The sequence below is a fragment of the Curtobacterium sp. MCBD17_013 genome (genome assembly GCF_003234565.1).
Taxonomy (GTDB): Bacteria; Actinomycetota; Actinomycetes; order Actinomycetales; family Microbacteriaceae; genus Curtobacterium.
In genome coordinates, this window is the sequence record NZ_QKTU01000007.1 from 94,134 (window position 1) to 114,981 (window position 20,848).

Annotated in this window: 19 protein-coding genes; 6 read left to right on the forward strand and 13 right to left on the reverse strand. The window is 68.3% G+C overall.

Going from position 1 to position 20,848, the window contains the following annotated elements:
* Positions 1-343 precede the first annotated feature (343 nt).
* Positions 344-1,180, reverse strand: coding sequence for an ammonia-dependent NAD(+) synthetase (gene nadE / locus DEI81_RS09510; protein WP_111010470.1), 837 nt, complete (start codon positions 1,178-1,180; stop codon positions 344-346).
* 171 nt (positions 1,181-1,351) lie between these two features.
* Here nadE and DEI81_RS09515 point away from each other — a divergent pair, with 171 nt between their 5' ends.
* On the forward strand, positions 1,352-1,666 hold the full coding sequence (locus DEI81_RS09515) for a hypothetical protein (RefSeq protein WP_146244068.1): 315 nt from the start codon (positions 1,352-1,354) through the stop codon (positions 1,664-1,666).
* Positions 1,667-1,828: 162 nt separating this feature from the next.
* On the opposite strand, the gene DEI81_RS09520 is transcribed toward DEI81_RS09515, so the two are convergent.
* The 8 genes from DEI81_RS09520 to DEI81_RS09555 all read right to left on the reverse strand — a co-directional run bounded on the left by DEI81_RS09520 (position 1,829) and on the right by DEI81_RS09555 (position 11,295).
* Positions 1,829-3,025 carry a glycoside hydrolase family 32 protein gene (locus tag DEI81_RS09520; protein ID WP_181435369.1) on the reverse strand — a complete coding sequence of 399 codons (1,197 nt, stop codon included), beginning with the start codon at positions 3,023-3,025 and terminating at the stop codon, positions 1,829-1,831.
* 16 nt (positions 3,026-3,041) lie between these two features.
* The gene (locus DEI81_RS09525; protein WP_111010473.1) at positions 3,042-4,142 is read right to left on the reverse strand and encodes a glycoside hydrolase family 172 protein; all 1,101 of its coding nucleotides are present in this window, start codon (positions 4,140-4,142) and stop codon (positions 3,042-3,044) included.
* Positions 4,143-4,155: 13 nt separating this feature from the next.
* Positions 4,156-5,046: a carbohydrate ABC transporter permease gene (locus DEI81_RS09530; RefSeq protein WP_111010474.1), complete on the reverse strand. Its 891-nt coding sequence runs from the start codon at positions 5,044-5,046 to the stop codon at positions 4,156-4,158.
* The gene (locus DEI81_RS09535) at positions 5,046-5,897 is read right to left on the reverse strand and encodes a carbohydrate ABC transporter permease (protein WP_111010549.1); all 852 of its coding nucleotides are present in this window, start codon (positions 5,895-5,897) and stop codon (positions 5,046-5,048) included. The genes DEI81_RS09530 and DEI81_RS09535 overlap by 1 nt, the downstream gene beginning before the upstream one ends.
* A gap of 168 nt (positions 5,898-6,065) precedes the next feature.
* The gene (locus DEI81_RS09540; RefSeq protein WP_111010475.1) at positions 6,066-7,367 is read right to left on the reverse strand and encodes an ABC transporter substrate-binding protein; all 1,302 of its coding nucleotides are present in this window, start codon (positions 7,365-7,367) and stop codon (positions 6,066-6,068) included.
* Between the two features lie 117 nt (positions 7,368-7,484).
* Positions 7,485-8,531, reverse strand: a complete 1,047-nt coding sequence (locus DEI81_RS09545) for a LacI family DNA-binding transcriptional regulator (RefSeq protein WP_258368607.1) — start codon at positions 8,529-8,531, stop codon at positions 7,485-7,487.
* Positions 8,532-8,654: 123 nt separating this feature from the next.
* A complete protein-coding gene (locus DEI81_RS09550; RefSeq protein ID WP_111010477.1) occupies positions 8,655-9,995 on the reverse strand; it encodes a right-handed parallel beta-helix repeat-containing protein in 1,341 nt (446 codons plus the stop codon).
* Between the two features lie 67 nt (positions 9,996-10,062).
* Positions 10,063-11,295 carry a glycoside hydrolase family 32 protein gene (locus DEI81_RS09555; protein ID WP_111010478.1) on the reverse strand — a complete coding sequence of 411 codons (1,233 nt, stop codon included), beginning with the start codon at positions 11,293-11,295 and terminating at the stop codon, positions 10,063-10,065.
* 152 nt (positions 11,296-11,447) lie between these two features.
* Between DEI81_RS09555 and DEI81_RS09560 the strand changes: the two genes are divergently transcribed.
* The 5 genes from DEI81_RS09560 to DEI81_RS09580 all read left to right on the forward strand — a co-directional run bounded on the left by DEI81_RS09560 (position 11,448) and on the right by DEI81_RS09580 (position 16,753).
* Positions 11,448-12,749, forward strand: coding sequence for a sugar ABC transporter substrate-binding protein (locus tag DEI81_RS09560; RefSeq protein WP_258368608.1), 1,302 nt, complete (start codon positions 11,448-11,450; stop codon positions 12,747-12,749).
* Between the two features lie 50 nt (positions 12,750-12,799).
* Positions 12,800-13,684, forward strand: a complete 885-nt coding sequence (locus tag DEI81_RS09565) for a carbohydrate ABC transporter permease (protein WP_111010479.1) — start codon at positions 12,800-12,802, stop codon at positions 13,682-13,684.
* Positions 13,681-14,520 (forward strand): carbohydrate ABC transporter permease, encoded by an 840-nt coding sequence (locus DEI81_RS09570; protein WP_111010480.1) that lies wholly within the window; start codon positions 13,681-13,683, stop codon positions 14,518-14,520. The genes DEI81_RS09565 and DEI81_RS09570 overlap by 4 nt, the downstream gene beginning before the upstream one ends.
* Positions 14,521-14,743: 223 nt before the next feature.
* Positions 14,744-15,778, forward strand: coding sequence for a LacI family DNA-binding transcriptional regulator (locus DEI81_RS09575; protein ID WP_181435370.1), 1,035 nt, complete (start codon positions 14,744-14,746; stop codon positions 15,776-15,778).
* A gap of 39 nt (positions 15,779-15,817) precedes the next feature.
* Complete coding sequence (locus DEI81_RS09580) at positions 15,818-16,753, forward strand: PfkB family carbohydrate kinase (protein ID WP_111010481.1); 936 nt, start codon at positions 15,818-15,820, stop codon at positions 16,751-16,753.
* 117 nt (positions 16,754-16,870) lie between these two features.
* On the opposite strand, the gene DEI81_RS09585 is transcribed toward DEI81_RS09580, so the two are convergent.
* Genes DEI81_RS09585 through DEI81_RS09600 form a run of 4 tightly spaced genes read right to left on the reverse strand, consistent with a single transcriptional unit; the run spans position 16,871 to position 20,848 of the window.
* Positions 16,871-17,953 carry a LacI family DNA-binding transcriptional regulator gene (locus DEI81_RS09585; protein ID WP_111010482.1) on the reverse strand — a complete coding sequence of 361 codons (1,083 nt, stop codon included), beginning with the start codon at positions 17,951-17,953 and terminating at the stop codon, positions 16,871-16,873.
* 17 nt (positions 17,954-17,970) lie between these two features.
* Positions 17,971-18,930 carry a ribokinase gene (locus DEI81_RS09590; RefSeq protein ID WP_111010483.1) on the reverse strand — a complete coding sequence of 320 codons (960 nt, stop codon included), beginning with the start codon at positions 18,928-18,930 and terminating at the stop codon, positions 17,971-17,973.
* Positions 18,927-19,850 carry a carbohydrate ABC transporter permease gene (locus DEI81_RS09595; RefSeq protein WP_258368609.1) on the reverse strand — a complete coding sequence of 308 codons (924 nt, stop codon included), beginning with the start codon at positions 19,848-19,850 and terminating at the stop codon, positions 18,927-18,929. The genes DEI81_RS09590 and DEI81_RS09595 overlap by 4 nt, the downstream gene beginning before the upstream one ends.
* Positions 19,847-20,848 (reverse strand): carbohydrate ABC transporter permease, encoded by a 1,002-nt coding sequence (locus DEI81_RS09600; RefSeq protein ID WP_258368610.1) that lies wholly within the window; start codon positions 20,846-20,848, stop codon positions 19,847-19,849. Before DEI81_RS09600 ends, DEI81_RS09595 begins: the two co-directional genes overlap by 4 nt.

Below are 20,848 nucleotides of genomic sequence, written 5' to 3' on the forward strand. Positions count from 1 at the left end.
CCCTTCATCGAAGGACGACGGACGGACATCGCGACGCAGCCGGGCCGGAGCGGGGATCTGAACTGCCCGTCCCTTGCTCGAAGGCCCCGGTCCCTCGCGGAGGGCCGGAGTCGCATCGGCGGCGCAGCGCTATCGCCCGCGCGAGCGGACGAAGAGCACGGCGGCGATGGCCAACACCACGATGATCCCCGCGACGAACAGCCATGGAGGAACGCCCGCGCCGTGCTGAGGACTCACCGGCGCAGCCGCGAGGCTCACTGCTCTCACTCGATCGACCACCGGCATGTCCCCTCCTGTTCCCGACACGGTTCGTCGTGCGCGGCCTGACCAGCTCTGACGCGCCCTACGGACGCGGGCTGGCGCCGCCCCACCAGGTGTCGAACGGCGTCGCGGGCACCCGGCGCTTGTGCTCGGTGGCCCGGTAGCGGGTCTCGATCGCCTCGGCGACCTCCTCGGGCACGTCGTGCCCCTGCAGGTACGCGTCGATCTCGGCGTAGCTGAGGCCGAGGTTCGCCTCGTCGGTCTGACCGGGCAGGTCGTCGAGCAGGTCGGCCGTGGGCGCCTTCTCGTAGAGCCGCGCCGGCGCGCCGAGGTGCTCGAGGAGCTGACGGCCCTGGCTCTTCGTCAGGCCGGTCAGCGGGGTGATGTCGACGCCGCCGTCCCCGTACTTCGTGAAGAAGCCGGTCACGGCCTCCGCGGCGTGGTCGGTGCCGACGACGAGCAGACCGCGCTGCCCGGCGACCGCGTACTGCGCGACCATCCGCATACGGGCCTTGACGTTGCCCTTGACGAAGTCGCTCAGGGCGGTGCCCGACTCGGCGACGTCCTGGACGACGCCGTCGACCCCGTGCTCGATGTTCACGGTGATGCCCGGGTCGGCGGCGATGAAGCGGAGCGCGAGCTGCGCGTCGTCCTCGTCGGCCTGCACGCGGTACGGCATGCGCACCGTGGTGAACTCGGCCGGATGCCCCTCGGCCCGGAGCGACTCGACGGCGAGCTGGCACAGACGCCCGGCGAGCGAGGAGTCCTGACCGCCGCTGATCGCGAGCACGAAGCCCTTGGCGCCGGTGGCGAGCAGGTAGTCCCGGAGGAAGGCGACACGGCGCGTCACCTCCTGCTCCGGGTCGATGACCGGCTGGACGTCGAGGTCGGCGGCGATGGCCGCTTGGAGTTCACGCACGGAACCAGTATCCCGCCGTCGGCGCCGCGGCACCCAGGGTCCTCCTCCACCGGGGGCGTCGTGACGACGGCCCGTCGACCGTGCTCGCGCATGACGCTTGCGCCCCCCGGCCCCTTCGGGCACGCTCAGTTCGGAGCCCCGAGGACAGGGCGGGCTGGCGAAGGGCGGGGCGTGGAATACCGACTCATGAACGAGTACACGGTGGACTGGCCGCTCTGGCGCGACGACGGCGGAGCGCCGGAGGGCGAGCCCGAGCTGTCAGAGCGGCTGGCAGCCCAGGTCCGGGACTGGGCGGCGACGTTCAACGAGCTGTACTCGTACAAGACCGGGTGGCCGGACGCGCGGACCTGTCAGGCACAACGCGCCGAGGGCGAGCACCTGGCCGCGGCCATCGCTCGGGAACTCGGCCCGGACGACTCGATCGAGCTCGACTTCTGGGAGACCGCCCACGCCGGCCGGAACGACCGGGGAACGCGGCGTCGCTGACGCTGCCAGGCGAGTGGCGGCGCCGGGTCCGTGAGCTCGATGGAGTGACGGCTCGCCGGCGCACGTCGGCGGTGGACCGCGGTCCGGGCCGCTGCACGACAGCCGGGAGCTGTTCCGCCGAGCACCGCCATGATGCACGGGTTCGGCGAGGACCGGCGGCACTCATCCGCCTTGGGCGGTCGTGGACCTGTCGGTCGGGATCGCACCGCCGAGGATCGAACCAGCGTGAGCCAGCTCGAGGATCGGGCCGTCGACCACGACCAGTGCGCCACCCTGCCGGCGCGGCATGGCCGAACGCTGACCGTCGACGAGGAACTCGAGCTCGGTCGGTGTCGCTCGGAGCGACCAGGACCCGTCGTCCGTCGCACGTTCCAGATCACCGTCGACGGCCGGATCCCAATGGATCAGGGTGCGTCCGTCGGTCGATCCAGCCAACCCGCGGCCCAGGAGACGTTCGACGCTGCCGTGCATGTCCAGCCGGAGATCGCCGTCGATCACCGAGAGCCCCCAGGGGAGACTGTGCGCCCCGACCCAGGCCCCGTCGGGGTCCGCCACGTGCCGCATCCAGAAGGTGATGCAGGGCAGGCCGTCCGCATCGTGGTAGACGGTCGGGGCGTAGTAGCTCGATCCGTAGGCGAGCGTTCCCCATCGCTCGACGTCGAACTTGCCGCCGTGCCAGCGGCCGATCCCGTACACGGTGCCGTACCCGGTGTCCGCAGCCCAGACGCTGAACATCAGCACGTCATGCCCGTCGACGGTGATCAGTTGTGGACACTCCCACAGTTCCCCCGTCCAGATCGGAGTCTGAGCGAGGGTCGATCGGGAGGCAGCGACACCGTCGAACTGCCAGTCCGTGAGGTCCACCGACGAGAACGAGAGCAGGCCGGCGACCCCGTCGGCCATGGCGCCACCGACCAGCATCCGCCAGCACCCGTCGTCCTCGAAGACGAACGGATCACGGAACGCGGTCAGTCCCAGCCCCTCGGGAGGCTCGACGACGACCGGCCCCTTGCTCCATCTGTCGAGGGAGCGGTCCTGCGTCGTCGCGACCCGGACGGTCCCCATCGCGGTGTCGGTCCCGGCCACCGACGTGTAGAACGCCAGGTGCGTGTCACTGCCCCCGTCGACGATGCTGCCGGTCCAGATCCCGTCGTCTCCGTCGCCCGGCGCGATCGCGATCGCCCTGGGTCGCAGCGACATGAGATCAGGGCCCGCCGCGTGCCCCCAGTGGATACCGGTCTCCCACTCGGTGCTGCCCGGGACGTACTGGTAGAACGCGTGGTACTCGCCGTTGGCGTGGACGAACCCGTGGGGGTCGTTGATCCACCCGTCCGCGGTGAAGTGCAGCTGCGGTCGCATGGCGTGCAGCTCCTCGTCAACGCGGCCGACGCGCGGAGGCGTCGGGGAACGTCGGGTAGGCCGCGTGCGGTTCGACTTGGTACCAGTACGCGGTCGTGCTGATGTCATCCGCGCGCTCGAACAGTCCGTGCTCGGCGGCGCCGATCTGCTGCAGCGTGACCCGGAGCCGCTCTCGGAACGCGATCGGGTCCGGCAGATGCCACCGGTACAGGGCGTGCGACGGCGGCATCGCCTGCCAGAAGGGCGACCCCTTCGACTCGTCCACCCGAGACACGTGCGGGTAGCCGAAGTACGGTGCGCTGAACGGCAGCGGGTTCGGGTCCGGATGCTCGCGGAGCTCGTCCTGGAACGCCCAGGCACCGCCTGCGTAGTCCTCGAGTCCAGTACTGCAGAGCGTGGGGAACTCGTCGTCGCCGTCGAGGTAGAACTTGACCTCGCCCTCGCCCCACCAGTAGCGCTCGAGTTGCGACAGGGCGACGTAGGTGCCGACGTAGTGGCCGCGTCCGGCGACGCCGTCCAGGATCACGTGGTCTTCCCCGAGGGCGGTGGTCGCGTTGCTCCGGCGCCACTGCGCGTGGAAGCGGGCGAGGTCGTCGGGGTGCTCGTCGCCGACCGTGTAGTCGATCTGGAAGAACACCGCGCCGATCTCGTCGGGGTGTTCGCTCTCGAGGGTGATGCGCGCGGACTCGCGGAACGGCATCGGGAAGTAGGAGTTCATGCCGCCGGTGGGCGCGACGACGATCGGGATCGAGGTGACCAGAGCCCTGGCACCGAACCCGTTGCAGAAGAAGTCACCGAGGGGGACCTCGACGGAGGGGGCGCTCTCGCCGTCCCAGTACGCGCGGAGTACGAGGTTCCGGAGCACGAAGGCACCGCCGTCGGTACGGTCCGGCACCGTGATCCAGATGTGCCGGATCGTTCCTGGCCCGGCGACGTCGGCCAGCGTGATGGTCTCGCCGGCGGCGATCGGAACGAATGCGGTGCCCTTCCGGCCGGTCCCGAGGGCGGACGGGGTCCGTGCGCCTGCTCCTCGTTCGCCGGTCGGGTTCTCGGCGTTGATGGACCGGCTCTCGATCCGCTTGGGGGCGGAGAGGACGGTGTCCCAGGAGAACGACATGTGTGTGGGTTCCTTACTTGACGGCGCCTGCGGTGATGCCGCGGGTGAGGGAGCGCTGGAAGATGATGAAGAAGATCAGCGTCGGCAGGAGCGACAGCAGCGAGCCGGCGTTCTGCTCGGTGATGTCGGTCGAGAGCTGACCCTGCAGTGTCGACAACGCGATCGGGATGGTCTGCGCCGACGGGTCGGTGAGCATGATCACGGGGATGTAGAACTCGTTCCACGTCCAGATGAAGAAGAAGATCACCAGGACCGAGAGCGTCGGTCGCATGACCGGGAACACGACGCGCCACAGGATCTGCCACCGGTTGGCCCCGTCGAGGGCTGCGGCCTCGAGCAGCGACGGCTCGAACGTGCCCATGATCGACCCGAGCAAGTAGGTGCCGAAGGCGGCCTGCAGGACCGAGAAGATGATGATGACCGACCAGATCGACCCCTGGAGGCCGACCGCCTGCGCACCGTAGAACAGCGGGTAGATGATCGACTCCTGCGGGAGCATCGTCGAGAACAGCAGGACGGCGGTGATGACGGTGCCACCACGGATCCGGCCGATACCGATCGCGTACGCGGCCAGCAGGGCGATGACCACGCCGAGGATCGCGACGATCCCCGAGATGAGGATCGAGTTGACCAGCGCGACCGGGAAGTCGACGTCGGCGAGGTACTTCGCGAAGGCTGCGGTGGTGAACTGCTCTGGCCAGGCGAACGGGCCGTTGGCGGAGTAGTCGGCGCGCGTCTTGAAGGCGTTGAGGATGAGGACCAGGAAGGGCGCGGCGAGGACCACCCCGACGAGCACCGCGACCGCGAGGAGGAGCCATCGCACGGGACTCCTCCGTGTTCGCCGCGCGGAGGGTGGTGCCGGTGCTGTCGCTGGGGTCGTGGAGGTACCGATCGTTGCGGTCATCAGCGTTCCGCCCTTTCGATGCTGACGCGCTGCCACCAGAGGATGAGCGAGGCGATGATGAGGATCAGGATGGTCAGGACGGTCGCGATCGAGGAGCCGTATCCGACGCGGGAGAGCTGGAAGAAGTTGAGGTACGAGTAGTACGACGGCACGTAGGTCGAACTCTCGGGACCGCCCCCGGTGAGGATGAGGACCGGGGCGAACACCTTCAGGGCACCGACCGTCGCCGTGAGGATCACGATGAAGACCTCGGGTCGGATCTGCGGGATCGTGATCGCTCGGAACCGGCGCCACCAGCCTGCGCCGTCGACCTCCGCGGCTTCGAGCAGCTCCGGGTCGACCCGCTGCAGCCCGGACATGAAGATCACGACCGGGTACCCGATCTGCCCCCAGATCAGCACGATCATGATCGAGTACAGGGCGAGGTGCGGGTTGCCCAGCCAGTCGGGACCGTTGATGCCGACGGTGCTGAGGAGCGTGTTGATCGCACCGCTCTGCGCCCCGAGGACCCAGCTCCAGATGACTCCGGCCACGGCCACGGGAACGATCTGCGGCAGGTAGTACGTAGCACGGAGGAAACTCGCCACCCGTGGCCCGAACTTCCTGCCGAGGTAGTCGAACAGCAGCGCGGCGAGCACGAGGCCGATCGCCGTCGGGATGACGACGATCGCGACGATCATGTAGATCGAGTTCTTGAACGACGACCAGAAGAGCTCGTCGTGGAGCAGGGCCTCGTAGTTGCCGAGCCCGACGAAGTGGAACGGCGCCAGACCGCCCTTCCACTCGAACAGGCTGAAGAACAGGTTGCAGGCGAAGGGCACCAGGACGATGGCCGCGAAGCCGACGCCGATCGGGAGCAGGTACCAGTAGTAGGAGGCCGACCGTGGCCGCCGCGGTGTTGCCCGCCTGGTCGCGGGCTGCGCCAGGTCGGTGATGAGAGTGGCCACGAGTGCCCTTTCCGTGGAGGGGTGGTCCCGTGGGCCGCTGGACGGTACAGCGGCCCACGGGAAGGAGCGGGGCTACTGCAACTGCGCCTTGCCCTTGGTGTAGAACTGCTGGAACGACTTGCTGAACGCAGCGGCCGTGGTCGACTTGTTGGTCAGCGACTGCATGCCGCTCTGCTGGAAGTCGAGCAGGCCCGGCAGCGGGTAGTCGGGGAAGTACGACAGCTTGTCGCCGTCGACCAGCGTCTGGAACTGCTGGTTCAGCGCCTTGATCTGCGGGTCGGTGATCACGCTCGGATCCCCGGCCAACGGCAGGCCGGCGTTCTTGGCCATCACGTTCTGCACCTGGGGGCTCAGCGTGGTGCTGATCCAGTCGTACGCGAGCTCCTTGTTGCCGGACTTCGTGGGGACTGCCCAGAGGTGTCCGGAGGACCCGACGTTGAGCTTGGCGTCCGGCAGCGCGAAGGTGCCCCAGTTGAACTTCGCCGAGGCCTTGACGTTCGAGAACGCGTTCGAGTCCTCCAGCAGCAGCGGGTTCTTCTGGCTGAGCCAGGCCTGGTCCATCTGGTCGCCGGTCACCGAGGCCAGTCGCGTGCCGAGGTACCCCTTGTCGATCCAGTCCTGGAATTGCTTGGTGCCGGTCGACCACGGGGCGCCGTCGACGTTCGGCGACCCCTTGAGGAACATGAAGTCGTCGATCTGGTCGCGCGTCGCGCCGGCCGACACGAGCGAGTACCAGGTCCAGAGCGCACCGAACCCGTTCGCGCTGCTGGCGAGCGGTGTGGTGCCCTGGTCGACGAACTTCTGCATGTCGCTCTCCAGCTCGGCACGCGTGGTCGGCGGGTTGGTGATCCCGGCCTTGGCGAACATGTCCTTGTTGTAGAACCAGACGATGAACTCGCCGATGTTCGGGATGCCGTACCAGTTGCCGCTTCCGGCGTTGCCGTCGGAGTCGTACTTCGCCAGGCTCGCGACCGAGCCCTTGATCTTCTCGTCCCAGCCGCGCTTCTCGACCTGGTCGTTGAGGTTCTCCAGCAGCCCCTGGGAAGCGAGCTGACCAGCGTCGGCGCCGCCCTTGTTGACCTCGAGGACGTCGGGGACCTTGTTCCCGGAGAGGAGGAGCTTCCCGTTCTTCTGGATGTTGCCGAAGCTCGTCGTGACGAACTTGACGTTCACGTCCGGGTGCTTCTTCTCGAAGATCGAGACGGCCTCCTTCCATCCCTTGTACTGGGCGCTGCTGCTGGCCTCGTACTGCCAGATCGTGAACGTCTTGGAACTGCTGCCGGCGTTGGAGCATCCAGTCAGGACACTGGTGGTGAGGCCGATTGCGATCAGGCCGGCGACGAGACGCCAGAGCCTGCGGGTGGTGCGTTTCATGTGAGACACCTCGTTGTGATGGGGATTTTCGGGCGCACTGAAGGAACCGTCGGTGGACGAGCGCTGCAGTGGTGGTGGGACGTCAGCCTGCCGAGGGTGATGGCGGGCGTTCTGCGATCAGGTCATGGTGGCGACGGTCCGAGGGGCGGCCACTGAACAGCGGCGCACGATCGGACAGGGGACGATGTGTTCGCTGGGGACACGCGGTGCGTGGAGGTCCTCGAGCGCGCGCTGGATGGTGACCTGCGCGGCGAGTTCTCCCATCGCCCGGTGGGGCAACTGCACCGTGGTGAGGCCGGGTACGAGTCCGTCGGCGATGTCGAGTTGGTTGTCGAACCCGACGACCGAGAGATCACCAGGGATGGCGAGACCCAACTCGTTCGCCACGTGGTAGACCGCGTTGGCCATCCGGTCACCGAAGCAGAACACCGCTGTCGGGCGGTCGTCACGGCTGAGGAGCGCACGCGCGGGCTCGAGCGTGTGCACGGTGCCTGCCTCGACGGCCTCGACGACGAGGTCAGGGTCGAAGACGATCCCTGCGGCCTCGAGCGCATCCCGATAGCCCTGGAGCCGCAGGCTGCGAGCCGGGATGTCGCGCGACACCGTGCAGAAACCGATCCGCCGGTGACCGACCGCCGTGAGTTCGGCCACCGCGGCGAACGCTCCCCCGCGCTCGTCGGGGACGATCCAGTCGACCGGCGAGGAGGGGTCCTCCGGTCGCCCGTCCAGGATCACCAGCGGGACCCGGTCGGGGACCGCGGGGGGCACGATGACCTGGTGGTACTCGCACGCGTAGATGAGGGCGTCGACGTTGCGTTGCAGCAGCATGGTGAGCGCGTTGCGCACCACCCGCTGATCACCGTCCGTGTCCACGAGCAGGATGAGGTACTGCTCGTCGATCGCGACGCGCTGGGCGCCACCGATCATCTGGCCCGCGAAGGGGATGCTCGCGACACGGTCGGAGATCAGCCCGATCGTGTGCGTCTGACGGGTCCGGAGCCCACGAGCCATGAGGTCGGGGACGTAGCCCAACATGTCCGCGACGTCGCGGACGTGCTCGACGACGGCATCGCGGACGCGCCCCTTGTGTCGTCCGCTCAGGACCAGGGAGACGGTCGACGTGGACACGCCCGCACGTGTCGCCACGTCCTTCATCGTCAGCATGATCAACCTCCTCGTCAATCGGTTGATGCGAAGCTAGACAGTCAACAGAGTTGACGCAAAGCCCAGCACCGAGATCCTCGGACCGCACGCCCGGCGACGGTGCGTGTCCGATTCGACGCGCTGCTACGAACCGATGGCGGGCGTGGCCCGGAAGGCATTGGCCGTCCGGTCGAGGACGGACTCGTCCTCGGTCCCCGAGTCGAGGACCGTGTTCCCAGCGGAGCCGGCGTCGACCATGACCGTCGTCACGTTCAGTCGACCCGCGGCGTCCGTCGTGAGGAGCGCGTCGACCTGCGCGGAGAAGGCCGAGTCGTTCGACTGGATGTGCACGTCCTTCGCGACCACGTGGTTGGTGGAGACGGAGTTCCCGGTCCCGGACACCAGCCGGATGATGACGGGCTTCTGGTCCGCCGGCCGCACCCGCTGGGAGTCGACCACCTCCGAGAAGTGATTGCTGACGATGGTGTTGTCACTTCCGTCGACCCGGAGGAGTCCGTACGAGTCGGGTCGGCCGTTGTCGATCGCGAGGAACGGCGTCCACGGCTCATGGTCACGCAGGAAGTGGTTGGACGCGACCAGGTTCTCCGAACTGCCCTCGGTCAGGATCACCATCCCCGGGTAGAACGAGTGCAGTCGGTTGTTCGTGACGCTCGACCGGGTGACGCCGGCGAGGTGGATGCTGCTCGCACCCCGCGGGAACACGTTGTTGGCGGTGATCAGGAGGCCGCCGTGGTTCTCGGCGTAGATGGAATGGCCTCGGGGACCGGCGCCGATGAGGTTGTCAGTGACCTTCGACGCCTGACCCCATCCGCGGAGCTCGATGCAACTGCCGCATTCTGCGATGAAGTTGTCGTGGATCGACAGGGCGTCGGTGTGGTGGATGGTGAGCGCGTGCTCGAGGTACACGAATCCCATGCCGTTGACACGGAACGAGTCGTTCGGAGTGGCGACGTGGATGCCGGTCTTGCCGTTGACGTACGTGTTCTCGGGGTGCAGATCCGCCCCGTCCGCGACGAAGTGCATGCCGTCGATGCAGAAGTTCTCGAACTCGACCGAGCTGAGGCGAGGGCTGCCCTGGCGCTCGACGATGAACGCGGCGCCGTCGCGAGCGCTCTCGCCACCGGTGCGTGGAAGGTCGACGAGGATGCGGCTGCCGCCGGGCCAGAGCTCGTGCAGGCTGGGCCATTCGTCCTCGGGGACGTTGAACCGGATGCTCGACGACGTGAAGCCGTGCCCGGATCCCTGGATCTTGAGGAAGCTGATGTCGATGACCACCTGTGTGCGGAGGTGATAGTCGCCCGGTGGGATGGAGATCACCGCACCGGGCCTCCCACCGTCGCCGTCGTCCGTTGCGGTCTGCCGACTCTTGATGTCGGCGATGATGCTGTTGATCACGCCGCCGATGTCCGTGGTCGGGTCGCCGACCGGCCATGCGGTCACGTCGTAGTGATTGCTGTTCTGCATGGGTGGGAATCCTTCCGTTCGTGGTCGTGGCCAGGCCCGCGCTGTCCGCTGGGCCAGACCTGATCGACTACTGCGAGGTGGCTGCCGTGGAGCGCAGCGGAGCGGCGAAGAGTCCGGCTCCCGTGCTCATTTCGAGGATCGGGCCGTCGATCAGGATCTGCACCGTGCTGTCGTCGGCCACCACCGTGGCGCTCCATCCGCTGACCGGAGCGGACACGACCACCTTCCCGGCCGTCCGCTCGAGCGTGAGGACCGGCGCGCCGTCCCGGATGACCTCGAGCTCGCCGAACTCCGGGTCCCAGTTGATGATGTCGGCTCGTCCGTCACTGACGAGCTCGACGTGGTCGAACGCCGTGTGCGCGGTGACGCCGCCGTCCCGGATGACGTCAGGGTGCGGGCGGGCGACGAGGACGTCGCCGTCGAGGGAGAGCACGTGGGGAACGCTCATCGCGCCGGTCCAGACGTCGCCATCGCGGTCGCGGATCTCCCGCAACCAGAAGACGAGCCCGGGGCGCCCGTCGGCGTCTCGGTAGAACGAGGGTGCGTAGTAGCTGTCTCCCCAGGTGAGCCGGCCCCAGTGTTCGACGGTGAACGCACCGTCGTTCCAGGCCCCCAGCCCGTACGCGACGTAGTGGAGCTCGTCATCACTCCAGACGGAGGTGATCAGGACGTCGACTCCGTCGATCGTGAAGACCTGCGGGCACTCCCAGAGCTTCCCGGTCCAGATCGGGTCGGAGGCAGCTGTGTCTCGTTGCGCCGCGATCCCGTCGTACCTCCAGTCCCGCAGGTCCGGAGACGAGTACGACAGGGTGGCCGCCGTGGTGCCGTGGAGGTTCGCGCCGACGAGCATCCGCCACTGGTCTCCGTCCCGGAAGACGAACGGGTCGCGGTACACCTGCACGTCGAGGTCCGCTGGCGGGACAGCGACGATGTCGCCCTTGCACCATCGGATCCACTCCTCGTCGATGGGCGTCGCGGTTCGGATCCGGCCGATGCTGAAGTCCGCTGCGTCGATCGACGTGTAGAAGATCGTCGTCCTGTCTCCGTCGACGGCCAGCGACCCGGACCAGATGCCGTCGTCGCCCTCTCCCGGCGCGAGGGCGACGGGTTGTTCGGTCCATGTCCGCAGGTCGGCGGAGGTGGCATGTCCCCAGTGGCAGGAGGGAGCCCAGCTGGTCTGACCCGGGACGTGCTGGAAGAACACGTGGTAGGTGCCGTCATGCCAGGTCAGGGACAGCGGGTCGTTGATCCAGCCGGCGCGGGCGGTCAGGTGGATGGTCGGGCGATCGTCGTCGATCATGCGCAGGAGTTCCCCTCGGGACGGGCGGTGTCGTCCGCTTGACGACCTTCCCGTGCTTGTATATCTTGAGCCAAGTCGTTTTGGCAAAACGCTTTGTCAAACCCAACGTACCCGACCGCAGCATCGTTGCTGCAGACCAAGGAGACGAAGTGATGATGCTTCGTAGGAAGCCCGGCGTTCGAGCCGGCAAGAAGGCCCGCATCGCCGCCGGTGCCGCCGTCGCGGTGGTCTCGGCACTGGTCCTCAGTGCCTGCGGTGCCGGTGGTGGTGGCAGCGCCAAGGCCACGAGCAGTCTGACGGTGCTCGTGGAGGCCGGTGGTCACGGCGAGCTGCAGCCGATCGCCGACCTGTACAAGAAGCAGACCGGGACCAAGGTCCAGTTCGTGGAGCTGCCGTACGACGGGCTCTACAACCGCGTGAACAGCGAACTCAACTCCGGTTCGGTGTCCTTCGACGTCGCTGCACTCGACGCGATCTGGCTCCCCACCTTCAAGGACGGCCTGACGCCGCTGAACTCGATGTTCACCGGCGACGTGAAGAAGGACCTGTTCCCGGCCGAGCTGCAGGAAGGCAAGATCGGCAGCGACTACGTCGGCATGCCCGCCTGGACGAACTCGGAGATCCTCTACTACCGCAAGGACCTCCTGGACGACCCGGCGAACAAGACGGCCTTCAAGCAGAAGTACGGCTACGACCTCACTCCGCCGACCACCTGGAAGCAGTACCAGGACGAAGCCGCGTTCTTCACCGAGGACGGCACGTACGGCACCGCGACCAAGGGCGCGGTGGAGACCGAGTACCTCGCCGCGCTCTCGCAGGCTGGCGAGAAGAACATGGTCATCGATGCCAAGGGCAACGTCACCCTCGGAGACGCCGCGAGCTTGAAGGCGCTCGACTTCTACACCAGCATGCTGAAGTCGTCGGCACCCGGCGCAGCGCAGACCGACTGGGCGGCGTCGCAGAACCTCTTCTACCAGGGCAAGACCGCGCTCATGCTGTTCTGGGGACACGCGTACCGCCAGATCCCGAAGGACTCGAAGGTCTACGGCAAGGTCGGCGTCGCACCGATGATCGCCGGCCCCGCTGGCGTCGCCGGTGTCCCCGGCCCGTACTACCTCAGCGTCCCGAAGGCGTCGCCGAACCAGGCCGCGGCGAAGAAGTTCATCGAGTTCGCCTACGAGCACAACGACCTGAGCGCGACCACCGACCTCGGCCTGGCCGCACGGGTGTCCGCTTTCCAGAAGTACGAGGGCAAGCCCGGATACGAAGCATTCGCCCCCATGGTGAAGACGCTGCAGGCGAAGGGCACGATCCCGCGTCCGTCGAACCCGAAGTGGCAGCAGATCGTCGACAACGCGCTCGTTCCGATGCTGCAGAAGGCCGTTCGGCCGGGCGCCGACAACCAGCAGCTCCTGGATCAGGCCAAGACCAAGATCCAGGGCATCCTCAAGTGACGGGTGGTGGCCCTTCGGGGCCACCGATCCCTCCCGACCGAAAGTCGCTCGTGCGTACAACCGACCGACGCTTCGCCGCGCTCATGATCCTGCCGGCAGCGCTGTTCCTCCTCGTCTTCATCGGCTGGCCGCTGATCCAGTTCGTCAGCAACAGCTTCTTCGACATCAACCAGCTCGCCGGCACCCGTCGGTTCGTCGGCTTCGGCAACTACGTCACCGCGTTCACCGACCCCGACTTCGGCAACTCGGCGTGGCGCACGGCGGTCTACACGGCCATCGTCGTCTTCTTCGAGTTCGCGATCGGTCTGCTCGTCGCACTCCTGTTCGCGACGATCGGGGACCGCTCGCGCGTCTTCCGCACGATCTTCCTGTACCCGCTGATGATCGCCCCGATCGTGGCCGGCCTGCTCTGGAAGTTCCTGCTCAGCGACAACTTCGGGATCGTCGGTCAGCTGCTGTACGACGCGCATCTGCTGCCGCAGCCCAATGCGATCCAATGGCTGAGCGACCCCGAGATCGCGCTGGTGTCGGTGTCGATCCCCGACGTGTGGCTCACGACGTCGTTCATCACCCTCGTGCTCTTCGCCGGGTTGCAGAACATCCCGGGAGACGTGCTCGAGGCGGCGAGACTCGACGGCGCACGATACCCGACGCTGCTGTTCCGCATCGTGATCCCGCTGCTCCGTCCGGTCATCGCGGTCGCGCTGATCGTCCGCGGCGTCGACGCCGCGCGCGCGTTCGACGTGATCGTCCTGCAGACGAACGGCGGACCCCAGAACGCCACCGAGACGATGTCACTGCTGGTGTACCAGACGCAGATCAGGTACGGCGACCCCGGGCTCGCGAGCGCGATGGGCACCATCTACCTCATCGCGATGCTGGCCGTGGCCATCTTCGCGATCTTCAAGATCTGGCGACCCGGGAGTGAGCAGTGAACGGCCTCGAATCACAACGCACCGGCACGAGGACGATCCTCTGGATCGCCCTGATCCTCCTGGTGGTGCTGTACGCGTTCCCATTCCTCTACATGCTGCTCACCTCGCTCAAGGTGCCGGTGGAGACCATCGCCGTGCCGCCGCGGATCCTGCCGCACAACTGGACGCTGCAGAACTACGCCTCGGCGCTCGGCACCAGCGGCGTGCCGGCGTCCTTCGTCAACAGCATCGTCACCGCCGTGATCAGCACCGCGATGTCGCTCGTCCTCGCGGTTCCGGCTGCCTACGCGGTGACCCGCTACCGGACCCGCTTCGGACAGGTGTTCATCCTCGTCGCACTCGTGACACGGATGGTCCCCGCGATCGTGGTCGGCGCTCCGCTGATCACGATGTTCCGCACGATCGGCATCCAGGACACCTCGTTCGGACTCGCGATCGCGCACACCACGATCTCCCTGCCGCTGTCGATCTGGCTGCTGTCGAGCTTCTTCCAGGCAGTGCCCGAAGAACTCGAAGAAGCAGCACGCGTCGACGGCGCGTCACGGATCGGTGCGCTGGTCCGAGTCATCCTCCCGGTCACCGCCGGAGGCCTCGCCGTGACCGCGATCTTCGCGTTCCTCGCGTCCTGGAACGACTACATCTTCGCGCTCTTGCTGACCTCGGTGCGGGCGCAGACGACACCGCTGATGATCGCCGACTTCCAGACCCAGTTCGGGCTCGACTGGGGAACGATGACCGCCCTCGGCATCGTCTACTCGGTCCCCGTCATCCTCCTGACATTCGTGCTGCAACGGCACATCGTCGCAGGACTCACGCTCGGGGCGGTGAAGGGCTGACGACAGTCTCGGGCGGGTGGTCGAACCGGTTGGATCTAAGGTGAACCAGGCAGCCGAGCGCATGACGGAGCCATCGTCTGGTCGAGCGCCGACCGCTGGACGCACCGCCGTCGTGCGAGTGGGACAGCGCGGTGACGGGGAACAGAGGACGCCGTCAGATGCTGACGATGAGCGTCGGGAGGCGGCCGAGCAATCGGCCGGTGGTCAGCGAGAAGGAGCCACGGTGAATCGCAGACGTGTCGGCATCAAGGACGTCGCCGCTGAGGCCGGCGTGTCGGTGACCACCGTCTCGCACATCCTCAACGACGTCGACTTCCTGCGCGCGAGCGATGAGACCCGCGAACGGGTCAAGGACGCCGCGAAGCGGCTCGGCTACGGCCCGAATCGCATGGCGCGGGGCTTGCGCATGCAGCGGTCCGAGATGATCGGGCTCCTCAGCGAGGAGATCGCGACCACGCCGCACGCCGGACGCATCATCCTCGGTGCACAGAACGCCGCGCGCCGGCATGGTCTGACACTCGTGATCATCAACACCGAGCGCGACGACGTCGCTGCGAACGCGACCGCGCTCATCCGGCAGCAGGTCGACGGTGTCCTCTACGCCACGATGTTCCACCGCGAGATCACGCCGCCGACCGAACTCGACGGGATCCCCACCGTCGTCATCGACTCCACGGATCGGACGGGCACACATCCCGCCGTCGCCCCCGATGAGCGCGGCGGTGCACGGGCCGCCATGCAGGAGCTCTTGACGCACGGCCATCGCCGGATCGGTTTCATGAACAACGTCGATGACGTGCCAGCCACACGGGAACGCCTTGCGGGATACCGGGAGAGCCTGCAGCAGGCGGGCATCACGGTCGATGAGACGCTCGTCCACGCGGCACCGTCCGAGAGCCCCGGAGGGTACGAGGCCGCGCGCGCGCTCCTCGGACTCCCGGACCGCCCGACCGCCCTGTTCTGCTACAACGACCGGATGGCGATGGGCGCCTACCGTGCCGCCGCCGAGATGGGCCTGCGCATCCCCCAGGACGTCTCGATCGTCGGGTTCGACAACCAGGAGATCATCGCGGAAGGGCTCTTCCCGGCACTGACGACGGTGGCCCTCCCGCACTACGAGATGGGCGAGTGGGCCCTCGAGCGACTCGTCCAGCTGCAGGGCGGGAGCCCAGCGGACGACCACACGGCGGACACCGAGCCGGTGTTCCTGCCCTGCCCGATCGTCCGCCGTGAATCGATAGCCACTCCCCCGAGATGACGATGCGACGGTGATCCCACCGCGCAGCGAAGGATTGTGATGAACCCCTCCTCCCCACCTGCCCTGGTCCTCGGTGAGGCCCTCATCGACGCGGTCGTCGACGCGGCCGGGAGCCGGCTGACCCCAGGCGGAAGCCCGATGAACGTGGCCGTGGGGCTCGCCCGACTCGGTGTTCCCGTCACGCTCGCCACGCAGTTCGGTGATGACGAGTACGGCCGCCTGATCGCTGCGCACCTCGCGAAGGACCACGTCACCGTCGACCGTGCAGACGGTCGGACATCGGTGGCCCGTGCCGAGCTCAACGCGGACGGTTCCGCGCGATACGACTTCGACATCGAGTGGGATCGGGTTGCGCCGGTGACTGCCACCGTGCCCGCGGTCGCGCACACGGGGTCCATCGGCGCGTTCCTGCAGCCCGGAAACCGGGCAGCGGCCGATCTGTTCCGCCAGCTTCCCCCGTCGACGATCCGCAGCTTCGACCCGAACATACGGCCAGCCCTGCTCGATCGGGAGGCAGCGCTCGAGCAGTTCCACCTCCTCGTCGGTCGCGCGCACGTCGTCAAGCTCAGTGACGAAGACGCCGAGTGGATCCATCCCGGCGTCGACCCGGACGGCGTCCTCGATCGCCTCCTCGACGCCGGAGTCCGGCTCGCTGCAATCACGAGGGGCGCGGCCGGGTCGGTCATCGCCGGTGCCGCCGGCCGGGTGGAGGTGCGGGCACCAACCGTGGATGTGGCCGACACCATCGGAGCGGGAGACGCGTACATGTCGGGCCTGCTCTTCGCGCTGCTGCGGGGCGACGGTCTCCGCCGGGTACGGGACGCAACAGTGGATGCGACCACGCTGGCCCGAGTGGGCGCGGTCGCTGCCGCGTCGGCGGCGGTGGCCGTGAGCCGGCCGGGGGCGAACCCTCCGACACCTGGTGAGCTCCTCGCCGCCACCGAGGAACCGGCATCGGATCCGCACATCGCCTGACGTCCGGGATGACGAACACCGGCCGGGCGCTTGTGCGTCCCGGCTCGTCGGGGCAGCTCCGTGCGGACCGTCCGCCTGCCCCACTCGGAGCGTCGTCGCGCCCCGAGTCGAACCGCGTCACCTGCTCGTCGGTCTCCCGGTCGTCGTCCCGTGGTCCACGGCCGACGGGGCGAGGAGCTCGCATCCGCAGCTCCGGCCGACGACGAGGTTCCCACGGAGCCGACTGCGCGCTGCCGGAGCCGTCGGGTCCGCGATGCCTGCGATGAGCTGCCGGGCGGCGAGTTCCGCGATCAGCTCGACGTCCTGCCGCACCGTCGACAGCGGCGGCACGGTGTACGGGGCGATCCGCGTGCCTCCCACTGCGACGACGGCGACGTCCTCGGGGACGCGGAGCCCGAGCTCCGCACAGGCGGAGATGACGCCGACCGCCTGGGCGTCGTTCGTGGCGAAGACGGCGGTGGGGCCGCGGCCGTGGACGACCCAGGGACGACCGTGACTGCTCAGGAGCTGCATGGCGGCCGAGTACCCACCCTCCTCCGAGATCTCCCCGTATGCGAGCAGTTCCGGTCCGGAGGGCAGTCCCTCGCTCCCGGTCGCGGTGCGCCACCCGGCGATGCGCTCCGCCTCGCTGGTGAGCCGCGGCGTCCCGGCGATGCAGGCGACCAGCATGTGCCCGTGCTGCAGGACCAGGTGCCCGACGGCGGTCGCGGCGTCCAACGCGTCCTGAGCGCTCACGGTCGACCAGCCCGGATGGGTCCCCGCTCCGTCGAGACTCACCACGGGACGATCGGCCTGCCACGTCGGGGTGCTGGCGAGCGAGACCCCGGGGGCGAACACGAGGCCGTCGACGTTGCGGTCGATGAAGGACTGCAGGTACCGCTCCTCACGTGCCCGGTCGAAGTACGTGTTGCCGGTGAGCACGAGGTAGCCCCGAGCGCTGAACTGCCGCTCCACCGACTCCCCGAGTTCCGCCATGAACGGATCGCGGGGGTTCGGCGTGAGGTACCCGATCGACCGGGTGCTGCCGTTGCGGAGCGACGACGCGATGGCGTTCGGTCGGTACCCGAGGTCGGCGATCGCCGCCTCGACCCGCTCGCGGGTGGTGGCGGAGACGGGGCGCGGCCCGTTGTTGATGACGTAGCTCACGACGGCGGGCGAGACCCCCGCAGCCCGAGCGACGTCCGACCGTGTCACTGGCATGGGTCGATCTTCCCGCGTCAGCTGATCGGTCCGGTGACGGCCCTCTCCGTCGTGAGGTCGGCGAGCGTCGGGTACGAGGACTGCGCCCCCGGCGTGCGGACCGCGAACGTCCCGGCGGCCACACCGATCGCGGTCGCCTCGCCGAGCCCGCCGCCGCGCGCGAGCGTCGCCGCGAGTGCACCGACGAACGCGTCGCCGGCGCCGGTCGTGTCGACGACCCGGTCCGGGGGCGTGGCGGGGAGGTGCCCCTCGCCTCCCGAGTCGGCCCAGCAGGCGCCCTGCGCGCCGAGGGTGATGACCACCGAACGGGCGGTACCGAGCAGGGTGCGGACCGCCGCAGCGGCCTGCTCCGGATCCGCGATGGGCCGCCCGACGAGCGCGGTCGCCTCGGACTCGTTGAGCACCAGTGGGTCGCAGACCGCGAGCAGGTCGTCCGGGAGGCGCTGGTACGGAGCGAGGTTGAGCACGCACCGCGCTCCCGCCTCCACCCCCGCCCGGAGCGCCGTCGCGATGATCTGCGGTCGGAGCTCCGCCTGCACGACGACGATCGCCCGCTCGGCCTCCGCCGCGAGGCGTCGCACCGTCCGGTCGACGCGGCTCGCGGTGAGCGCGAAGTTCGTGCCGGGCACCACCGTGATCGCGTTCTCGCCGGAGTCGTACACCGACACGAGCGCGAGTCCCGTCCGACCGCGGTCGATGATCTCGACCTCCGAGGTGTCGACGCCCTCGCTCCGCAGGCCGCGGAGGAGGTCGGTGCCGTCCGGGTCGTCACCGACGCTGGCGACGAAGCTCACGTCGCCGTTGAGCCGTGCCGCGGCGACGGCCTGGTTCGCTCCCTTGCCACCGGGCTGTCGCAGGAGGTCCTGGGCGAGGACCGTCTCCCCCGGCGCAGGCGGAGCGGTCACCCGCACGATGTAGTCCTGGTTGGCCGAGCCGACGACGATGATGTGCGCGGATCCCGGCGCTTCCGTGCTCACTTCTCACCACTTCCGATCGACAGCCGGCCGAAGAACCGCTGCAGGATGAAGAGACTGATCGCCGGCACGAGCGACAGCAGGACGGCACCCGCGAAGTTCTCGCCGTAGTTCGCGCTGTGCTCCCCGAACGTCGACGCGAGCGCCACCGGCGCGAGCTGCTTCGAGTCGTCGGTGACGACCAGCAGCGGCCACAGGTACGAGGTCCACTGCGCGAGGAAGATGAGCAGGGCGGAGTTCGTCAGCGCCGGACCGGACATCCGGAGGTACAACGAGAAGAGGATCTTCGGCTCGCTCGCGCCGTCGAGCATGGCGGCTTCTCGGTAGGAAACCGGGATGCCGAGGAACGCCTGCCGGAGGTTGAAGATGGCCAGGCCGTTCCCGATCCCGGGCAGGATCAGACCGATGAGGCTGTTGCCGAGCCCCCAGTCCGTGAACTGCTGCGCCAGCGGGATGGCGATCGCCTCGAAGGGGACCATGAAGCTGATCACGATGACGGCGAAGACGACGTTCCGTCCGCGGAACCGGTACACGGCGAGCGGGTACGCGGCGGCCGCGGACACGAGGATCCCGACGACGACGGACGCGATGCACACGATCGCCGAGTTGAGGAGCGCCGTGCCGAAGCCGTCGTGGACGAGCAGCCCGACGTAGTTCTGCACCGTCACCCGCGAGGGGACGAACAGGCGCCAGGTCAACGGCGACATGGTCGTGAGCACGTCCATGTTCGGCCGGAAGGACCCGATGAGGATCCACAGCGCCGGGAGCATGAAGACGGCGCTGACGACGATCGCGACGACCGTCAGCACGAAGCGGGTCGTCGACCACCGCCGCCGACGGGGTGCTCCGGGTGACGCGACGTCGTCGCTCACGGTCGACGCGACCGCGGCCGGGAGGCCCACCATGCCGCTGTCGGCCGTCATGCGTCCTCTCCGTCCTCGCGGAGCAGCCGGAACTGCAGGACGACGAACACCAGCATGATCACGGTCAGCACGATCACCTCGGCCGAGCCGAGGTTCTGGCTGCCGTACCCGTAGGTGGTCCGGTACGCGTCGAACATGAGCAGCGTGGTGCTGTCCTGCGGTCCACCGTTCGTCAGCAGCTGCACGGGGACGAACAGCACGAAGTTCGCGACCGTGTCGGCGACGAGCACGAACAGCAGCTGTCGACGGAGCATCGGCAGGGTGATCCGCAGGAACGTCCGGACGGGACCGGCGCGGTCGAGCTTGGCCGCTTCGTAGAGCTCGCCCGGGATCGCCTGGATGCCGGACACCAGGAACATCATCCAGTAGCCGATGCCGATCCAGGACGCGACGATGATGATGCAGGCCAGCGCCTGCCGCGGCGAGGTGAGGAACGGCTGCGTGCCGCCGCCGATCGCGGTGATCGCGGCGTTGATCGGCCCCTGCGGGTTGAACGCCGCGCCCCAGGCGATGCAGGAGCCGACGATCGGGATCGTCACCGGCACGACGAGGAGTGTCCGCCAGAGCCCGACGAGCGGGATCCGCTGGGTGAGGAGCACGGCGACGAGGAGCGCGACCACGATCTGCAGCGGGTTGATGACGACGTTGAACAGGAGCGTGCGGCCGACCGTCGCCAGGAAGGCCGGATCGCCGAACAGCGACTCGTAGTTGCCGAGTCCGGTGAAGGTCGGGGGGATGAGGCCGCCCGGGAACGCCTTGAGCAGGCTGGACCCGACGGCGTCGATCGTCGGGGCGACCCGCAGGACGGCGAGGGCGATGACCGCGGGGGCGAGGAACACGATGCCCCAGACGAACTCGCGTCGTGCGCCCGCGCGGCCGGTGCGGCGCCGAACCGGGACGGGCGTGCCGAAGCGGTTGCGGACCTCCCGGGGTGCGGTCCGGGGACCGGGGCGGCGCGTGCGGGCCGCCCCGGTCGTGGTGTCGGTGGTCGAGATCAC